This window comes from Nitrospirota bacterium (genome assembly GCA_023229435.1).
In the GTDB taxonomy this organism is placed as follows: Bacteria; Nitrospirota; UBA9217; order UBA9217; family UBA9217; genus JALNZF01.
In genome coordinates, this window is the sequence record JALNZF010000010.1 from 42,247 (window position 1) to 58,417 (window position 16,171).

General features: G+C 51.4%; 17 protein-coding genes. 7 read left to right on the forward strand and 10 right to left on the reverse strand.

Features of this window, described 5'->3' with window-relative positions:
* Positions 1–47: 47 nt before the first annotated feature.
* A complete protein-coding gene (locus M0R70_08940) occupies positions 48–1,670 on the reverse strand; it encodes a hypothetical protein (protein MCK9419487.1) in 1,623 nt (540 codons plus the stop codon).
* 162 nt (positions 1,671–1,832) lie between these two features.
* Positions 1,833–3,272, reverse strand: coding sequence for a hypothetical protein (locus M0R70_08945; protein ID MCK9419488.1), 1,440 nt, complete (start codon positions 3,270–3,272; stop codon positions 1,833–1,835).
* Positions 3,273–4,359: 1,087 nt separating this feature from the next.
* Between M0R70_08945 and M0R70_08950 the strand changes: the two genes are divergently transcribed.
* From M0R70_08950 to M0R70_08975, 6 genes are all read left to right on the forward strand, one after another.
* Positions 4,360–4,698 carry a nucleotidyltransferase family protein gene (locus M0R70_08950; GenBank protein MCK9419489.1) on the forward strand — a complete coding sequence of 113 codons (339 nt, stop codon included), beginning with the start codon at positions 4,360–4,362 and terminating at the stop codon, positions 4,696–4,698.
* A gap of 511 nt (positions 4,699–5,209) precedes the next feature.
* A complete protein-coding gene (locus M0R70_08955) occupies positions 5,210–5,641 on the forward strand; it encodes a nucleotidyltransferase domain-containing protein (protein ID MCK9419490.1) in 432 nt (143 codons plus the stop codon).
* Positions 5,631–6,056: a DUF86 domain-containing protein gene (locus tag M0R70_08960; GenBank protein MCK9419491.1), complete on the forward strand. Its 426-nt coding sequence runs from the start codon at positions 5,631–5,633 to the stop codon at positions 6,054–6,056. The genes M0R70_08955 and M0R70_08960 overlap by 11 nt, the downstream gene beginning before the upstream one ends.
* 133 nt (positions 6,057–6,189) lie before the next feature.
* The gene (locus M0R70_08965; protein ID MCK9419492.1) at positions 6,190–6,477 is read left to right on the forward strand and encodes an HU family DNA-binding protein; all 288 of its coding nucleotides are present in this window, start codon (positions 6,190–6,192) and stop codon (positions 6,475–6,477) included.
* A 139-nt stretch (positions 6,478–6,616) separates the two neighbouring features.
* Complete coding sequence (locus M0R70_08970; GenBank protein ID MCK9419493.1) at positions 6,617–6,895, forward strand: Smr/MutS family protein; 279 nt, start codon at positions 6,617–6,619, stop codon at positions 6,893–6,895.
* Positions 6,892–7,491: a CAP domain-containing protein gene (locus M0R70_08975; GenBank protein ID MCK9419494.1), complete on the forward strand. Its 600-nt coding sequence runs from the start codon at positions 6,892–6,894 to the stop codon at positions 7,489–7,491. Before M0R70_08970 ends, M0R70_08975 begins: the two co-directional genes overlap by 4 nt.
* 422 nt (positions 7,492–7,913) lie before the next feature.
* On the opposite strand, the gene M0R70_08980 is transcribed toward M0R70_08975, so the two are convergent.
* From M0R70_08980 to M0R70_09015, 8 genes are all read right to left on the reverse strand, one after another.
* Positions 7,914–8,363: a type II toxin-antitoxin system VapC family toxin gene (locus tag M0R70_08980; GenBank protein ID MCK9419495.1), complete on the reverse strand. Its 450-nt coding sequence runs from the start codon at positions 8,361–8,363 to the stop codon at positions 7,914–7,916.
* Positions 8,360–8,605 carry a hypothetical protein gene (locus M0R70_08985; GenBank protein ID MCK9419496.1) on the reverse strand — a complete coding sequence of 82 codons (246 nt, stop codon included), beginning with the start codon at positions 8,603–8,605 and terminating at the stop codon, positions 8,360–8,362. The genes M0R70_08980 and M0R70_08985 overlap by 4 nt, the downstream gene beginning before the upstream one ends.
* A 120-nt stretch (positions 8,606–8,725) precedes the next feature.
* Positions 8,726–9,109: a RidA family protein gene (locus tag M0R70_08990; GenBank protein ID MCK9419497.1), complete on the reverse strand. Its 384-nt coding sequence runs from the start codon at positions 9,107–9,109 to the stop codon at positions 8,726–8,728.
* Between the two features lie 125 nt (positions 9,110–9,234).
* Positions 9,235–11,394, reverse strand: a complete 2,160-nt coding sequence (locus tag M0R70_08995) for a bifunctional (p)ppGpp synthetase/guanosine-3',5'-bis(diphosphate) 3'-pyrophosphohydrolase (protein MCK9419498.1) — start codon at positions 11,392–11,394, stop codon at positions 9,235–9,237.
* 95 nt (positions 11,395–11,489) lie between these two features.
* Positions 11,490–13,259, reverse strand: coding sequence for a single-stranded-DNA-specific exonuclease RecJ (recJ, locus tag M0R70_09000; protein MCK9419499.1), 1,770 nt, complete (start codon positions 13,257–13,259; stop codon positions 11,490–11,492).
* 19 nt (positions 13,260–13,278) lie between these two features.
* Entirely contained in the window at positions 13,279–13,458 is a 180-nt protein-coding gene (gene tatA, locus M0R70_09005; protein ID MCK9419500.1) for a twin-arginine translocase TatA/TatE family subunit, read from the reverse strand.
* Entirely contained in the window at positions 13,431–14,021 is a 591-nt protein-coding gene (locus M0R70_09010; protein ID MCK9419501.1) for a molybdenum cofactor guanylyltransferase, read from the reverse strand. The genes tatA and M0R70_09010 overlap by 28 nt, the downstream gene beginning before the upstream one ends.
* 368 nt (positions 14,022–14,389) lie before the next feature.
* Positions 14,390–15,349: a hypothetical protein gene (locus tag M0R70_09015; protein ID MCK9419502.1), complete on the reverse strand. Its 960-nt coding sequence runs from the start codon at positions 15,347–15,349 to the stop codon at positions 14,390–14,392.
* A 111-nt stretch (positions 15,350–15,460) separates the two neighbouring features.
* Between M0R70_09015 and M0R70_09020 the strand changes: the two genes are divergently transcribed.
* Positions 15,461–15,766: a hypothetical protein gene (locus M0R70_09020; protein MCK9419503.1), complete on the forward strand. Its 306-nt coding sequence runs from the start codon at positions 15,461–15,463 to the stop codon at positions 15,764–15,766.
* Positions 15,767–16,171: the final 405 nt, after the last annotated feature.

The following is a 16,171-nucleotide window of genomic DNA, read 5'->3' on the forward strand; positions in this document are numbered from 1 at the left end:
CAAAGTCAGGGAGCGCCCCTCAACAGAAGGGCGCCCCCGTTTTTCTTTTACTTGGTGGTAAAGCTCCAGGTTTCTGTGCTGTCCGCTAAATTATTTGTTGATTTTCCGTCATCAGCCACGACCTTCCAGTAGTAGGTAGTGCCGGCATTCAGCCCGGCCGCAAAGTAGCTCATTTGATCCGCGGGAGCTGGTGCGGCGGTCTCGCTCACGTCTTTGCTGTGGCACGAAATGAGCGCTCCGCTTGTGAACAGTACGGCAATAAGGAGGAGGAAAATGGTCCTTTTCCTCTTCGTAAATCCGCCGATGAATGTCATGCCGATCATAAACAACCCCGCCCCGCCTGCATAAAACACGCCTTTGCCATTGGTCCGGCTCGCGACCGTTGATGTAATACAGTTCAACGATAAGGCCGCGTCCTGGCACATATAGACTTGATACGACAATGTATCTCCGTTCTGGTCAGTACTTTTCATCCACCTGAATTCCTGTTCCGGTCCCACGTCGCTCAACCCGTTTCCAGGAGAAACCAGCACAGGCGCAGTGGGTGGATCATTGCCGCCATTGAGCATGATCCTCGTTATGCTTCCCGGGCTTCCCGCGTCATTGGAATTAATGATGAGGCTGGTAGTCCAATCACTAAGGGTGCTATTTTCCGGTTTATCAAAGCGTATGGTCATCGTGCACGATGGCGGCGACGCGCTGCCCACGGAAGTCCCAAGGGATGCGCCTGAACATGTGTCCGTGCCCTCGACAATTTTGAACGGCGGTGACAGCTCGTTCACGGAAGTGATAATAAGATTGGTATCCCCGTTGTTCTTGATTGTGAGCGTCTTGTCGCCGGACGATCCGCCGAATCTGATAAAGTCTGTATCAGGCCAGACATGCGGCGGTACCCCGCCGGCAAAAGGAACCATGATACTCATATTGCCGCTGAAACCAACAAACGGGCCGTCCACAAAAGGCAGTCCATTTATGCCGTCTCCATCGACGTCTCTTGACATCAGGTCCCAAACCTTGGTACGCTGTGTATCGGGATCAGGACATGGATGGTCAGCTGGCTGTTGAGCTGTCTCGCATGATGCGCTGCCGCCGCATCCAACTGTCTGCTCAGTAGAGGAGCTTGGATAGTTGGAACACATGGGTGACGGGAGAAACGCGGCATGTCTCGTAAATATGTTGATCATATCAATGTCCGTAGAGACAGTCCAGTTAAACTGATAATGAACGCCCAACTCATCCGCCCCGACCGTAAAGGTGATGGGAGGGTGTGTCGCGTCGGTCAATCCGCAGCCGGGGCTTCCTCCCGGGCAGAGAGAGTAGACCGTATAGGTGCCGGGCCCATAAAGGACCACATCATGTGTCGCCCAGGTAGCGCCATAGAACCTGGTGGTTGAAGAAAATGCGCAATTCGAGACCTGGCTGCCCGTGGCAACAGAGTGCCGCTGGGTCCCGTCCCATTTGAATATGACGTCATTCATTCCGCCCGTTATGGCGAGACCGCCTGCGCTGATCATGGTGAAATTGTTGTTATAAGAAGTTTGTACCGCTGCCAACGCCTGTGTTGTGACCATCCCAACACAAAGGACGATAGAGGCAATAAGGATAAGCCACTTTCCTCTGAGCGGTGTTTTCGCTATTTTATTCATAAGCTCGTTCCCCCTCTTGATCATTATCCTGTCCTCCTTGAGTAATATGAGTAATATAGGTAACCGGTAATTTCCAATAGAAGTCTATTGCTCAACTTCATATCGTATATCAACAAGTGCTATGAAAACAAGAGCAGAAGCGCCCCGCGAAGAACGGGGCACCTCTGTTCTCTTAAAATTTTCCAATTACTGTGTCGTAAAGCTGTACGAGACACTGCTGACAAGACCACCTCTACTGTCATCAGCCTCGACTTTCCAATAGTACGTAGTGCTCGGAGTAAGCCCCGAAGCCATATAGTTCATTTCGTTGTCGCCAAGGGGCGTGCCGACGTTCTTGTCTGAGGTGATTCCGCAGGCGATGAATGCACCGCCGGCACACAGCGTTACAATGATGAGAAGGGCAATGATCTTTTTTCTTCCCCTAAAACCGCCGATGAACGTCAAGCCGATCATAAACAGCCCTGCCCCGCTTGCATAGAACACACTCTTGCTGTTCTTTTTGCTCGCATCTGCAACATCCACTATGGAGGGGCAACCCATAGCGTCCGGGGTTATACAATAAGTGACATGATACTTGAGAGCATCTCCATCAGTATCACCACACTTAGTCCATCTAAATTCTACTGTCGAACCCAACCCGCTCTGGCCATCTGTCGGATAGATAAGGGTCGGGGCCGGACTGCAAGCCACATTACACGTCGGACCAGGTATATAGGTGCCGGAAGAACATGTTCCACCTGAACAAACATCGCCTTCTGTGCAGGCATCGTTATCGTCACAGGACGATGTATTATTTACATAAACACAATCGCCTGTTGAAGAATCACACGTATCTGTGGTGCAAACATTACTATCATCGCAATTCGTTTGTGTGTGCGTGCAAGTGCCGGACACATCACAGGAATCCGTTGTGCATGCGTCATTGTCATCGCATTTGGGTGTTCCTACACACGCCTCATTAAAACAAACGTCATTACCTGTGCAGACATCGCCGTCGTCACAGACTGTCCCATCAGCGTGTCCTACACAACACGTTCCTGAAACAGGCGTGTGAACGCAGGTGGCTGTGGCCAGATCACAGGAATCGATTGTACATGCATCGTTGTCATTGCAGTTGCCGCAAACCATCACATTGAAGTTGGCATTGAAATTCATGAACGGGCCATCTACCATGCCACGGCCGTTTATGCCATCTCCATTCCAGTCATTTGACATCAAGTCCCAAACCGTGTTGGCCGGATTGGAACCGCATGCCACTGTGTGCATGGGTGACGGTGCAAACACGGCGTGCGGCGTCCAGACATCCACCACGTCTATGTTTGTGCTAAGATTCCAGTTAAAGAGCATGTGGGCGCCGAGTTCTGTCGCACCAACCGTAAAGGTGATCGCAGTGCCTGTTCCGCAGCCGGGGCTTCCCTCCGGACAACCTGCGTAGACCGTGTAGGTGCCGGGGCCATAGACGGCCACATCATGGGCCGACCACGTCTTACCCTGGAACGGACAGGATGAGGTAATTGTTGCATTCGAGACCTGGCCGGCTGCTGCAACAGAAGTCTTCGTGGTCCCGTCCCAGGTGAAATGAACGTCATTGGTGCCGCCCACCGCACTGCCAGTTGGAGAGCGCATGGTAAAATTGTTTAATGTAGTATCTGCTGCCGCCAAGGCCTGCGTCGCGCCCATACCAACACAGAGGATCAATGAGGCAAAAAAGATAAACCACTTTCCCCATAGCGTCGTATTTTTCGCTATTTCGTTCATAACCATGTCCTCCCTTTTGTTCACAATCATTTCCTCCTTATTATTATTGATTTGTAATGTAACGTGCAGTTCTCTGAAATTAGTTTGCAGGGGCAATTTGCCAGAGGGAAGATTTCGAGTAAAGCCGGTTTCTTCCATAATAAATTCATTCCCTGGATACCCGATCACTTTGCCGCGGGGAGGTTTATCAGCCCTCTTCAGGTGTTGAAGACACACTCACCTGAACACACTTTCAAAAAAGATCTTTTCCCGGCTCAGCAGAATGACAAAAGACCTCACCTCTTTTCCAAAGCTTCTTGCTGTTTTTCCCCGTATTGTTATAAATTATCAGGATGGTAGAATAGTATTAAATGTAATTAGCGTATATCATATAACAGAGATTTTGGCGCATGTCAATCTCTTTTTTTTCAACCAGATTAATTAATTTTCATGACCGCTCAGGACAGGTAAAACCATATTTATATTTTCAAAAGTAATGGGAAAATGGGCCAAAGTGCGGTTATGCACTTGACGGAACCCAACGTAATTTATTGTGAATTCTCTCAAACCATCCCCCCCGTCTGATATAAACCCCGACTTTAATAAAATCCAAGAGGACAGGCATACCGGGGCAGGCTTATGAACATTCGCTCATTACACTATCTTCGCACTATTTCCGTCATCCCCGAGTGCTCTTATCGGGAATATGATATGGTTGTCTCGATAGGGTTGGCGCCGTCAAGTGCATACACTAATCAACTACCCCGCCGCAAGCAGCGGGGTATTAGAACCGTGTTCACTTGATCCATTCGCCGCAAGCGGCGGGGAATTTGACCCAGTGACCCGATTAAAATTAAAACCCAAAAAAGGAAAGAGATTTTTTCCCCGTCGTTATTGACACCCGAGCATAAAATTATTGCAAACAGACGGTAATCTGATATAATTCACATTACCGTGGCCGAGGAGGTGACTCACCATGAAGACACTTGATTATAGTGTAGTGGTAAAAAGAATTAATGTTCCGAAGGAAAAAATCTCCAATTTTTGCCGCCGCTGGAAAATCAGCGAGTTTGCGTTGTTCGGTTCAGTGTTGTGGGATAATTTCCGACCAGAAAGCGATATCGACGTACTGGTGACCTTTGCGCCAAATGCCGGCTGGAGCCTTCTTGACCACGTGGAAATGCAGGACGAGCTGAAATCTCTCTTTGGACGCACTGTCGATCTCATAAGCCGCCGCGGCATTGAACGAAGTCGAAATCGCATTCGTCGTAAGGAGATTTTAGAGTCCGCAGAGGTAATCTATGCCGCAGCGTGATAGCGGAGGTAGTTATGGCACGAAATGCTTTATCTAATGCAAACGCATAAAATATTGTTACATGTAGGGCAAGGCTTTAGCCTTGCTTTAAGCAACCCTGAAGGGTTGCCCTACAAATGATATAACAATAATTATTGCGTTTGCTATAATAAGTGCCCGCAACGGTGTGCGCGCAGTGCGGTGCGGATTGGATTGACGACGCGGTTGCCTCAAAATTGGAAGAGATCGTCGACGATGCACGTAAGAAACATCATGTTGTTGAGGTTACAACATTGACTGCTTGACGAAGTATTCCATCGGTTGAGCGGCTGCGAACTCTGGCGTTCATTTTCCATCCTCTCTTTAATAACAATGCCGCAGTCGACAGGTCGGGTAAATCGTAGCGCAATTCGAAATCTCCTTAATCTACGCTTCTTCACTTTGTCACCTCCCGGTAACGAGTCGAGAATATGCATGATCGGTTTGCGTTTCTGCGCTTGTCTTTTCTCTTCCAATCTGCTAATATTTTCACATGGCAATGAAAAAATTCAACGAGTTAACGGAAACGAAGAAGATCACCGTCCAGAACACCTTGAAAAGCGTTTTGGAGAAACATCCCGATATCTGTTTTGCGTATCTGCACGGCTCCTTTGTAAAACGTGAAGATTTTAACGATATAGATGTTGCCCTATATCTCGTGTCGAGGCCTGCCGCTCCACTTGAGTATGAGCTTTCGCTTGAGGCTGAATTCATGGACGTTGTGCGGAAGTACCCGGTAGATGTCAGGGTCCTGAACACGGCGCCTCTCTCCTTCAGATATAACGTCATTAAAGAAGGCGTTCTCTTGATTGTGAACGATGATGAAAAGAGAACGGGTTTTCAGGAAGCCACCCTGGCTGATTATTTTGATTTTGCGCCGTATCGAATGCTGTATTTGAAGGAGGCCCTGGGAATTGGAGTTTAATCAGGACAAGGTAAGAAAAATTGTCTCGGAGATATTAACTGCTCTTGAACGGCTTGAGGAATTAAAACATCTCCCTAAAGAGGCGTTTCTGTCCGATCCCCATAAGATAGGAAGCGCCAAATACTCGTTTATCGTTGCCATTGAAGGCACTATCGATCTTGCCAATCATGTCATCGCAAAAAATGCATTCAGAACTCCCGAAGATTATGCCGACACCTTCAAAGTCCTCTCAGAAAGAGGTGCTATTGATGCTGAATTTACTAAAACATTAATGCAAATGGCACGGTTCAGGAACCGCCTCGTGCATATCTACTGGGAAGTTGACAATGAGGAGCTTTACCGGCTTATCCACTCTCATGCAGACGATGTCCGGCAATTTCTAAAAAAATTCGGCTTGTTCATCGGTTTAAAATGAGGCGACTACCCTTCTTTTTCCGCTCCATTTCCTCCGCGCAGTCAATTGCAAAAAAGAGTCCTTGTCAATATACTCTTTATCGGCTATAGTTGATCTCATGCAGCACCATTCTAATTCCACAGGAGGGAACTATATGGCAAAGGCAATGACGAAATCGCAGTTGGTGGCAAAGGTCGCGGAGAAGGCATCACTTACCAAGAAGGCCGCCGGTGAGTTATTGGATTTCATCGCGGAAACGGCCTATAAAGAAGCAAAGAACACCTTTACGCTGCCCGGGCTCGGCAAGCTCGTGCTGGTACAGCGCAAGGCCCGCATGGGCAGAAACCCGGCAACCGGTGAAACCATCAAGATAAAGGCAAAGAAGGTCGTTAAGTTCCGTGTTGCCAAGGCCGCCAAGGACGCGATCCTGGGCGCGAAGTAATCCATCCTTTGCAAAACCAGGCCCACTCTGAACAGGAGTGGGCTTTATTTTTTGCACGCACTGAGATCAAAGCTCCTGTGGTTTATTCAGCCTAAACCATGAACCGTGAACCTGACAACCTGAGAGTTATCTCAATACCATGACCGTTCCCCAGTCCATAGAACTGCCCATAGACGGCACACTCGACCTGCACACGTTCCTGCCCGGAGAAGTGACTGACCTGGTTCCCGAATACCTCGCCGCCTGCCGGGAGCGCGGTATCACGCAGGTCCGAATCATACACGGAAAAGGCGTCGGTACGCTGCGGACCATGGTCGGGAAAATCCTTGAAAAGCTCCCCTACGTAGAATCGTTTACAACAGCGGAAGGAAGTGCCGGCGGCTGGGGAGCGACGATCGTGACGCTGCGGAGAATATGATCAGGATGATCACTCGTTGTCAGAAGACGATCAGTATCGTGATATGCGCGCTTGTCCTTTATTCCTGCGCCCCAGCCCCTTCACGGATCGACCCCGTGTCGCTCAAGAAGCGGCCACAACCGACGATATCCGCAGCCGGCCTGGAAAAGAAGATCCACACCCTTATCAACAGAGAACGAAAAACACACGGCTTGCCGCAACTCGAATGGGATGATGCGCTTGCGGGTATTGGAAGAAAACACAGCAAGGATATGGCACTCAGAAATTACTTTGGCCATAATTCCCCGGAAGGGCATGACTTCTCATACCGGTACCGACAGGAAGGATATCAGTGCGCGGTCCGCGTGGGCAATACCATTTACGGGGGCGCGGAAAACATCGCATTGAACAACCAATATGCCTCTGTTACCACGGTGAATGGTGAGGCCTTCTACGACTGGAACTCGCAGGATACGATCGCTGAAACAACGGTGCAGGGATGGATGAACAGCACGGGTCACCGGAAAAATATTCTCATGCCCCACTGGAGGCGCGAGGGAATCGGCGTCGTCTTTGGCCCTGAGGGAAAGATCGATATAACGCAGAATTTTTGCTGACCTGCCCTTGATGCTCTCATTAAAAGTCATAATCTACCGCAGAGACGCTGAGACACGGAGAAATACATATAATAAATAAGGCTCTTCTGACTTTTATGTGGGTCACTTAATTGCAAGTATCTCTCTTTATTATTTGATTAACAATCTGTTTTCTGAAGGTTATCTAAGTTGGCACTTGTCCAACGTTGTGCATTGTTTTTTTGGGCAGCTCATCACTCGGCCGCCCCCGATAAAGACATTTGAGGGCATGCTTTGCATGCCGGGATATATACATTATCTTCGCCCTGATATGCAGATCTCGCAGCACTCCATCATCAATTTCTTCATCAAACATGCAGCGGCATGTCCTCCTGCCAGCCAAGGAACAGCGCGTTGCGTAGAAAACGTTGTCGGGTTAGGGAACAAGGAATACAACAGGTGCGTCAAAGAGAACGAGCGAACTGTTCCGGGCGCACTCTCTTGATCTCCTTGATCGCATCAAAATGCTTGTCCGCTGAAAAGATGGTGGAGATTCCGTTGTTGATCATGACCGCCGCATGAATGAGGTCGCGGGGTGGAAGGTTTTTCAAACGATATCGCTCGAATAACTCGAACACGCGATTCATATCGTCTTTTGTAACAGAGAGAACATCGATATCCAGCGCGAAGATGTCCTTGCATATCGACAGGCCGATATCTCCTTTCTCAATCATGATATATCGATAGAGTATCTCCTGCAATACCTCCGCATTCACCACCGGAGCGCCAAAATTGCCGAGCGTGCCGTCTCTGGCTATCGCAAGAATGATCTGCGCGCAGGGCGCCTTGAGCGCGTGGTCGTTGCCCCGGGCGTACATGAAGATACTGGTATCGATGAAGACCCTGTTTTTCATCCCGTATGACCCTTCACGATGGACCGCTCGAACTTGTCCCAGTCCGCGTCCGCATCCTTTGCCGACGTAAGGCGTATCGCGGCATTCATCCGCTCCCCGGCATTTCCTTTTTTCAGGACAACGGCGTCCACGGCGTCACGGATCGCCTTCCCCACCGAGATGTGACGGGTCTTCGCAAAATTTTGAATTCGTTTATATTGGTCCTCATCGAAAAGGACCATTGCTTTCTTCGTCAACGGCATTGAGCCACCCCCTCTATATCAGTATATAGATATATATCATATCCAGTCCTTCTGCGTCAAGAAAATAATCCGGACTCGACCAAAAAGTTTATGATTTGCTTTACGGTAAGGTGTAACGTACTACCCTTTCCACGCCGTAAAATCCATTTCAATCGCCACTTCCTTGGGAAGACGCGATACCTCTATCGTGGCCCGGGCAGGCGGTTCAGCGGGGAAATACCCGCCATATATCTCGTTCACCGAGGCGAAATCAGACATGTTCTTGAGATAGATCGTGGCCTTTACCACCTTTGACATGCCGCATCCGGCTGCCGAGAGTATGGCTTTGGCATTCTCCATAACCTGCCTGGTCTGGGCTTTTATGTCAACCTGTACCACATTTCCGCTTTTCGGGTCTATCGGTATCTGACCGGATACGAACACAAAGCCACCCGCCTCAACAGCCTGGGAATAGGGGCCGATTGCCTGGGGAGCATCGTCTGTTTTTATGATTTTCTTCTCCAAAATAACCTCCACATTATCTTTAACATAATACTTTAACTATTTATTATTATTGACTTGTTTACCACTCATGTAAACCATTATATATTTTCATTGCCGATGTCTCTCCGCACTCCGAACTCACATCCCTACCCTGTCCTGATCCTCTTCACGTCAATGACCCCTTTAATTGCCTCGATGTTCTTTATGATCCTGTTCAGATGCTCCACATCCCGTATGTCTATAGTAAAGTTAAGCATGGCTTGACGGTCTTCGTTGGTGGTAACCTCGGCGTGTGTAATGTTTGCCTCCGCCGCGCTGATGGATGATGAGACGCTGGCCAGGAGGCCTGGTTTGTCCTTGGTCTGGACCGAGATCTTGACCGCATGGGCCCCGGCCTGCAGATCCCCCCACGAAACCTCCACAAGCCGTTCCTTATCAAAGGTAAGATCGCTGACATTCGTACAGTCCACGGTATGGATGGCGACCCCCCTCCCCCTGGTGATGAACCCGAGTATCTTGTCGCCAGGCACGGGATTACAGCACTTGGAAAGATGGATAAGCATGTTGTCCATGCCGTTTATCTTCATGCCTCCGCTTACGCTGGCCGGCTTTGCGCGTTTAAAGAACGATCTCTTGGGCTTGGAGACCGGCTCGATGTGCACCTTATCCGGAGCAAGCTTGTTCGCGACCTGGAGGGCAGATACCTTGCCATAGCCGATGGCAGCCAGCAGGTCTTCGATCGTATTCTGGGACAGTTCTTTCACGACACCAAGAAGCTCTTCCGATTTGAAGAACTTTGAGGGGCTGAGCTCATGCTTGCGAAGCTCTTTTTCGAGCAGTTCCTTCCCCAGGAGCATGCTCCGCCTGCGTTCTTCGGTCTTGAGCCACGCCTTGATCCTTGTCTTTGCCCGGGAGGTCTTGACGTACTTGAGCCAGTCACGGCTCGGCGTGTGGCCCGTCTGGGTGGTGACCTCGACCTTGTCGCCGTTGCGAAGCTCATGTTTGAGCGGTACGATCTTGCCGTTCACCTTGGCGCCCACGCATTGATGCCCGATATCGGTATGCACGCTGTAAGCGAAATCCACGGGCGTTGAACCCATCGGCAGTTCCTTCACGTCCCCGCGAGGAGTAAACACATAGACCACGTCCGGGAACAGGTCGCCCTTGACCGTTTCCATGAACTCTTTGGCGTCCGGGACGTCCTTCTGCCATTCCAGGAGCTGTCTGAGCCAGGCATACTGCTGTTCATCGCGCTGACTGATGGCTGATTTTTCCTTATACCTCCAGTGCGCGGCGATCCCTTCCTCGGCAAGGCGGTGCATTTCATCGGTGCGGATCTGGAATTCGACACGCTCCCCCTTGGGGCCGATGATCGTGGTATGGAGCGACTGGTAGAGGTTGGATTTGGGCACGCCGATAAAGTCCTTGAAGCGGCCCGGCACCGGCGTCCAGAGCGAATGGATGAGCCCGAGGATGGCGTAGCAGTTCACCTTGGTATCGGTGATGATCCTGATCGCGATCAGGTCGTAGATATCTTCAAAGGCGATCCCCTGCTTCTGCATCTTCTGGTAGATGCTGTAAAAGTGCTTGGGCCTGCCCTTTACCTCCCCCTTATACCCATGCTCCCCGAGCTGCTGTTTCATGACCTCGATGAGCTCGTTGATGTAGGACTCGCGCTCGATACGGCGCTGGTTGACCTTACGGACCAGGTCTTCGTAAGCCTCGGGTTCAAGGTACATGAACGAAAGGTCTTCAAGCTCGATCTTGATCCGGGAAATGCCCATGCGGTTAGCGATGGGGGCGTAGATATCGAGCGTTTCCTGCGCAATGCGCTTCTGTTTTTCCGGAGGGAGTGATCTGAGCGTGCGCATGTTGTGAAGCCGGTCGGCCAATTTGATCAGAATGACCCTGATGTCCCTGGCCATGGCCACGATCATCTTGCGGAAGTTCTCCGCCTCGCGCTGTTCGCGGCTCTGGAGTTCAATGCGGGAGAGCTTGGTCATGCCGTCCACCAGTCCCGCGACCTCTTCACCGAACATCTCTTTGAGTTCTTTGGGTGTGGCAGTGGTGTCTTCGATGGTATCGTGGAGCAGGCCGGCTGCCACCGTGGCCGCGTCCAGCTTAAGATTGGCGAGAATGGCGGCCACTTCGATGGGATGGTTGAGATAGGTTTCACCCGAGAGCCGCGTCTGTCCCTGATGCACCTTGGCCGAGAAGATATAGGCGCGCCTCAGGAGGTCCACATCGGCATCGGGATTGTACCCTTGGATCCGCTCAACTATGTCTTCAAGGCGAACAGCAGGCATAATGTTTCAAACTCCAAATGGCGAAAACAGTTCGTAGTTCATAGCTCATAGCAACAGCAATAAACCATGAACTACGAGCTATGAGCTGTCAGCTATTATTTCTCCACTTTAATGTCCCTTAACTCCAACTCCACCGTCGTGTTCCCATTCCAGACATTGAGACGGGGAGTGAACACCGCGGCAAGCCGCGACCCGTCCCGTATCTTTTTGCCGAGAAGATGCCCGCCCTTAAACATAATAGCGTCCAAAGAAACGTCGCGCCCCAGGCGCGACTGCCGCAATCGCAGTTTGAGATGTTTCTTGCCCACGATCCGCGAAGAAACCACGCTGAGGTCCCGCGCGCCGAGCCGGGGTTCGGGATTGCCCTGTCCAAAAGGACCCAGTTTTTCGATCTGCGCCATCAGGTCGCGAGTCAACTCGTCGAGGGAGACGGCGCCGTCCACGGAGAGCGTACGCACGAATCCTTCAGGACCAATCCGCTCCAGCACAAGAGCGCTCAGCCGCTCGCGGAATCGGGGGATATTATCTTCCGCAAGGGTAAATCCGGCGGCATACTTGTGTCCGCCGAATCCCAACAAGAGGTCCGAACACCCGACCAGGCCTTCGTAGAGGTCAAAGCCGGGGATGCTGCGTGCGGAACCCTTGCCAACGCCGTCCCGGACGCAGATAAGCGCCGTGGGACGATAGAACTCTTCAACGATCCGCGAGGCAACGATCCCGATGACCCCGGCGTGCCACTTCCCGGATGACAGCACGAGTGCTCCCGCGGCATCGGTATCGATCGCGCGGCAAAGCCCGCGGGCGTCTTCCCAGACGGCCAATTCCACGGACTGGCGCTCCCTGTTCACCGCGTCGAGCGCAGAGGCCAGTTTCAACGCCTCTTCCGGCGAGCTGGTAGTAAGCAGCTGGAATGCCGCATCAGCCCTCTCCATCCTGCCGCTCGCATTGATCCTCGGCGCCAGGGTAAAACCGACGATACCCACGCCTATCTTTTTGTTGTTCAGACCTGATACCTGTTTGAGCGCCGCGATCCCCGGCCGCTGGGTATCCAAATCCGAAGACAGCCGGTCAAGTCCATGCCTCACCAGGATCCGGTTCTCGCCCGTGATCCTGCCCACATCGGCGATCGTACCGAGGGTCACGAGGTCGAGATAGTTCATCAGGCGTTCATCAATGCTGCTTGCGCCCAGAAAGGCCTGGGCCAGCTTAAAGGCAACGCCGACACCGGTCAGTCCGCTTACAAACTCCCGGAGGGCAGGCGAAACGCCTGAAGAAAGAAGCCCGGGGTGAAGGACCGCATACGCATTAGGGAGAATAAAATCGTCAGGGCCGTTTGAACCACGCTCCGGCGCCGGAGCGTGGTCGAATTCGTGGTGATCGGTGATGATCAGGTCAAGACCGATGGATCGCGCATGGCGCGATTCCTGAACAGCGGTAATGCCGCAATCCACGGAAATGACCAGTTGCGTGCCGGCGGTCTTTAATGTTTCGAGGGCCTTTGCATTCAGTCCATACCCCTCGGTCATTCTGTCGGGGATATAGCAGTCCACCTTCGCGCCCGATTGCTGGAGCGCCAGGAACAGGAGCGAAGCGCCGGTCACGCCGTCGACATCGTAGTCCCCGTATACCACGATCTTCTCACCACCGGCGATCGCCGAACGGATCCGTCCGACAGCCTTTTCCATCTGGCTGAAGATGCCCGGATCGGACATCGCTGACAGATCGCAGGCGAGAAACGTGCTTGCTTCCGAGGGATCGGAGATGCCGCGGTTGACCAGGAGCCGTGCGATGAGCGGGTGCAGACCCGCGCTTTCGGCAAGCGCGGCCGCCGCGCCGTTATCTGATTCTGCAAGGACCCATTTCATACGTCCGGGGCCCGCCGGGCTAACCCTTTGTGTTGTTGTCTTTTTTTGCGGCTTCGTCGGAAGAATCGGAAATGCCCTTTTTAAAACCCTTGATGGCCTTCCCGAGCCCTTCGCCGAGCTGCGGCAGGCGGCTCGCACCGAAGATGATTATTACGATTACCAGTATGACGATCAGCTCCGGCATTCCAAGTCCAAACATGTTGCCTCCTTGTATTCCTCTGGCGTATTGAGATTCTTAAACGACCGATGTTCGGGATCGAAGCTATCGATCTCAGTTTCACGTACATACCTTACTCGCGCTTCTCCGAAGATCCCCTGGACGTTTCGGGCGTCCCCCTGGAGCCTTTTCTCGATGAGCGGCAGCAGGCCTTTTGAGTAGATCGCATGAAGCGGCTCCACGCGCCCGGCGATCTTCGGCACAACAATGTCATGTCCATCGGCCAGACCGGCCATATACGCGATCAGGTCCGGGTTTAAAAAAGGCATGTCGCAGGCCGCCACAAAATTATATTCGTCCGTTGAATTGAGCAGGCCGGTATAAATGCCGGTGAGCGGCCCCCGTTTGTCAACGGCATCATTGATCGCAAGAGCGTCGTATGAGACATACGATGACGGAGCGTTGGTCACGATAATGATCCTCGGGAACACTGCGCGAAGCGCGCGCAAAACATGCTCGATCAGAGGAGCTCCCTCAAGCTTGAGAAATGCCTTGTCCCGGCCCATGCGGCGGTTTTCACCGCCTGAAAGAACAATGCCTGTCATGTGTAAAATTACAGCATTTACCGGGGCATGTCAACTGTGAAGTGTTTAAGGTTTTTCTGAATGTGGAGGTGAACAACGGGATACAACGTGTGCGGCAATCGTCGAAGTTGGAAAGAAGTACACTATATCGCGATGTCAGCTTTTCTTTGAGCTCTTGGAGCCTGCCCTCGAAATGTGTTATCGGGGGTCTTTTGCGGCCAACCTGAATATTTAGATTTTAAAACTACGTCCAAGCTCTTCTCTGTGACTTCTGTGCCTTATGTGGCAAAATATTCCTGCCGTTTTGAGTAGAATTTGATTCCTTATTTACTAAAGTTTCCCGCTCCGTGTATATTCTCTTTGCTGAAATCGAGAAAATGCGGTGGAAGTCACTTCTTTTCCTCAACCAAAACACGATAGGATTGCAAGTGATGGACAACGAAACCTCCGAACGACCGATGCCGTGTCATCGCGGATTCCGCCAGTTCAAGCTGAGCTTCAAAGTATTGAGCGCCCTTTCCAAAGAAGGTGACCTTCGCCGGTGTGATCTGAAGAGTTTCGACGCCGATCATCACTTTTTTGTTTATTTTATCCGCGTAGTCGAGCTCGTCTTGTGCGTGCGACACGAGCCCATCAGGACCTTCGGCAAAGTTCCTGTAGTCCATGATCGCGACATAGTCGTAGATATCCTGAACGCACTCGTTCAGCTTCCGGCGCTGCCCGTTCCACTCCACGTCTTCGATGCCGTCGAACCAGAACGGCATTGCCGGTCCCACAAGCAAACTCGATCCTGCCGCGGCCTTCATGCGCATGAATTCGGCGGACAGGTCCAGATACTGCCGGCCACGCAGCGGGCGCGCGGATGCCCAGTCGTCGAGAAGATATGGTTCTATATCAATGTTGACGCCGTCGAATCGCGAGGACGCATCAGGCGTGTTTTTGTTGAATTCGATGACTAACCCGAACATTCGTACTGCGGCGGCACGTTTCTCCGGAAGGATGTACTCCTGGGTGCGGAGATACGCGGAGCCAAGAAGCGCAAACACCTTGAACCCTCGCGCATGGGCGCTTGCGATAAGCTTCCGGTATTTCCTGGGCTCGTTCACAAGAATATTCCGGCCGTTATATTCGTCGGCATACAGATACATCGTCGAGATATGCTGCCGATCGAGAAACGTTTCTACGTCTCGCAGAGCCTCTTCCTTGTCGAGCATGCGGAAGGCGTCTTCCTCCCAGATCCAGACGGCGCGCGGGGCTGCGACGGCCGAGTGTCCCGGGACTATGAGCGCCGACCAGAAAACAAATATCGTGATTGCGATTAGGAAACACCGAGTGACGGTTCGGTTCATACTGTCATTCACTCCTTGAGAAGAGAAACCGGATTAGCGGGAGAGATATCTTGACAAAATACGTCTCCACGTATAATATCAAAGCATCCATAAAAGAAGGAGATTGCAGCAATGGAAATTACCGAGAATAAATTAAAAGAAATCCTTACTGAACAGCGAACTGAATTTCAGCATGTCGTCGGTATCTTCAAGGAAGACCTCGAATCAAAGATCAATCTCATTGCTGAGCAATACCAGGAAATCAAATCAGCGCAAATAAATCACACTGAGATGATCGGAGCTTTGCTGGAAGACGTACAAATCATCAAATCCGATGTTCAATTTCTAAAAGTCGAGCTGAAAAGAAAAGTCGATTATGACGAATTCGACGCGCTCGCAAAACGGGTTGCTCTGCTCGAAGCAAAAATTAGAAAATAAACGTTCCCAATCCTCTTCTGTTGCATTCCTTGCCGATAACATACCTGTTGTAAATGCCTGAAGTATTTTACTTCTCGCTGCGCCTCTTCCTTGTCGAGCATGCGGAAGGCGTCTTCCTTCCAGATCCAGATTGCGCGCGAGGCGGCGACGGCCGAGCGTGCCGGTACCACCGACGCCCACCATAAAACGAGAATCGCGATTGCGATTCGGTAACACAGTGTGACGGTTCGGCTCATCCTTTCATTCACTCCTCGAGAAGAGAAACCGGATTAGCGGCTTTGCTCTGATGGGTATTTGCTTTTCGGTATCTAAATATCATTCCGGAAACATTATGTACCGTTTGCAGATTGGGCTTAAGGTGAACTACTCGTACCGCAGCGCCTGGATTGGGTCCTGGAGCGCGGC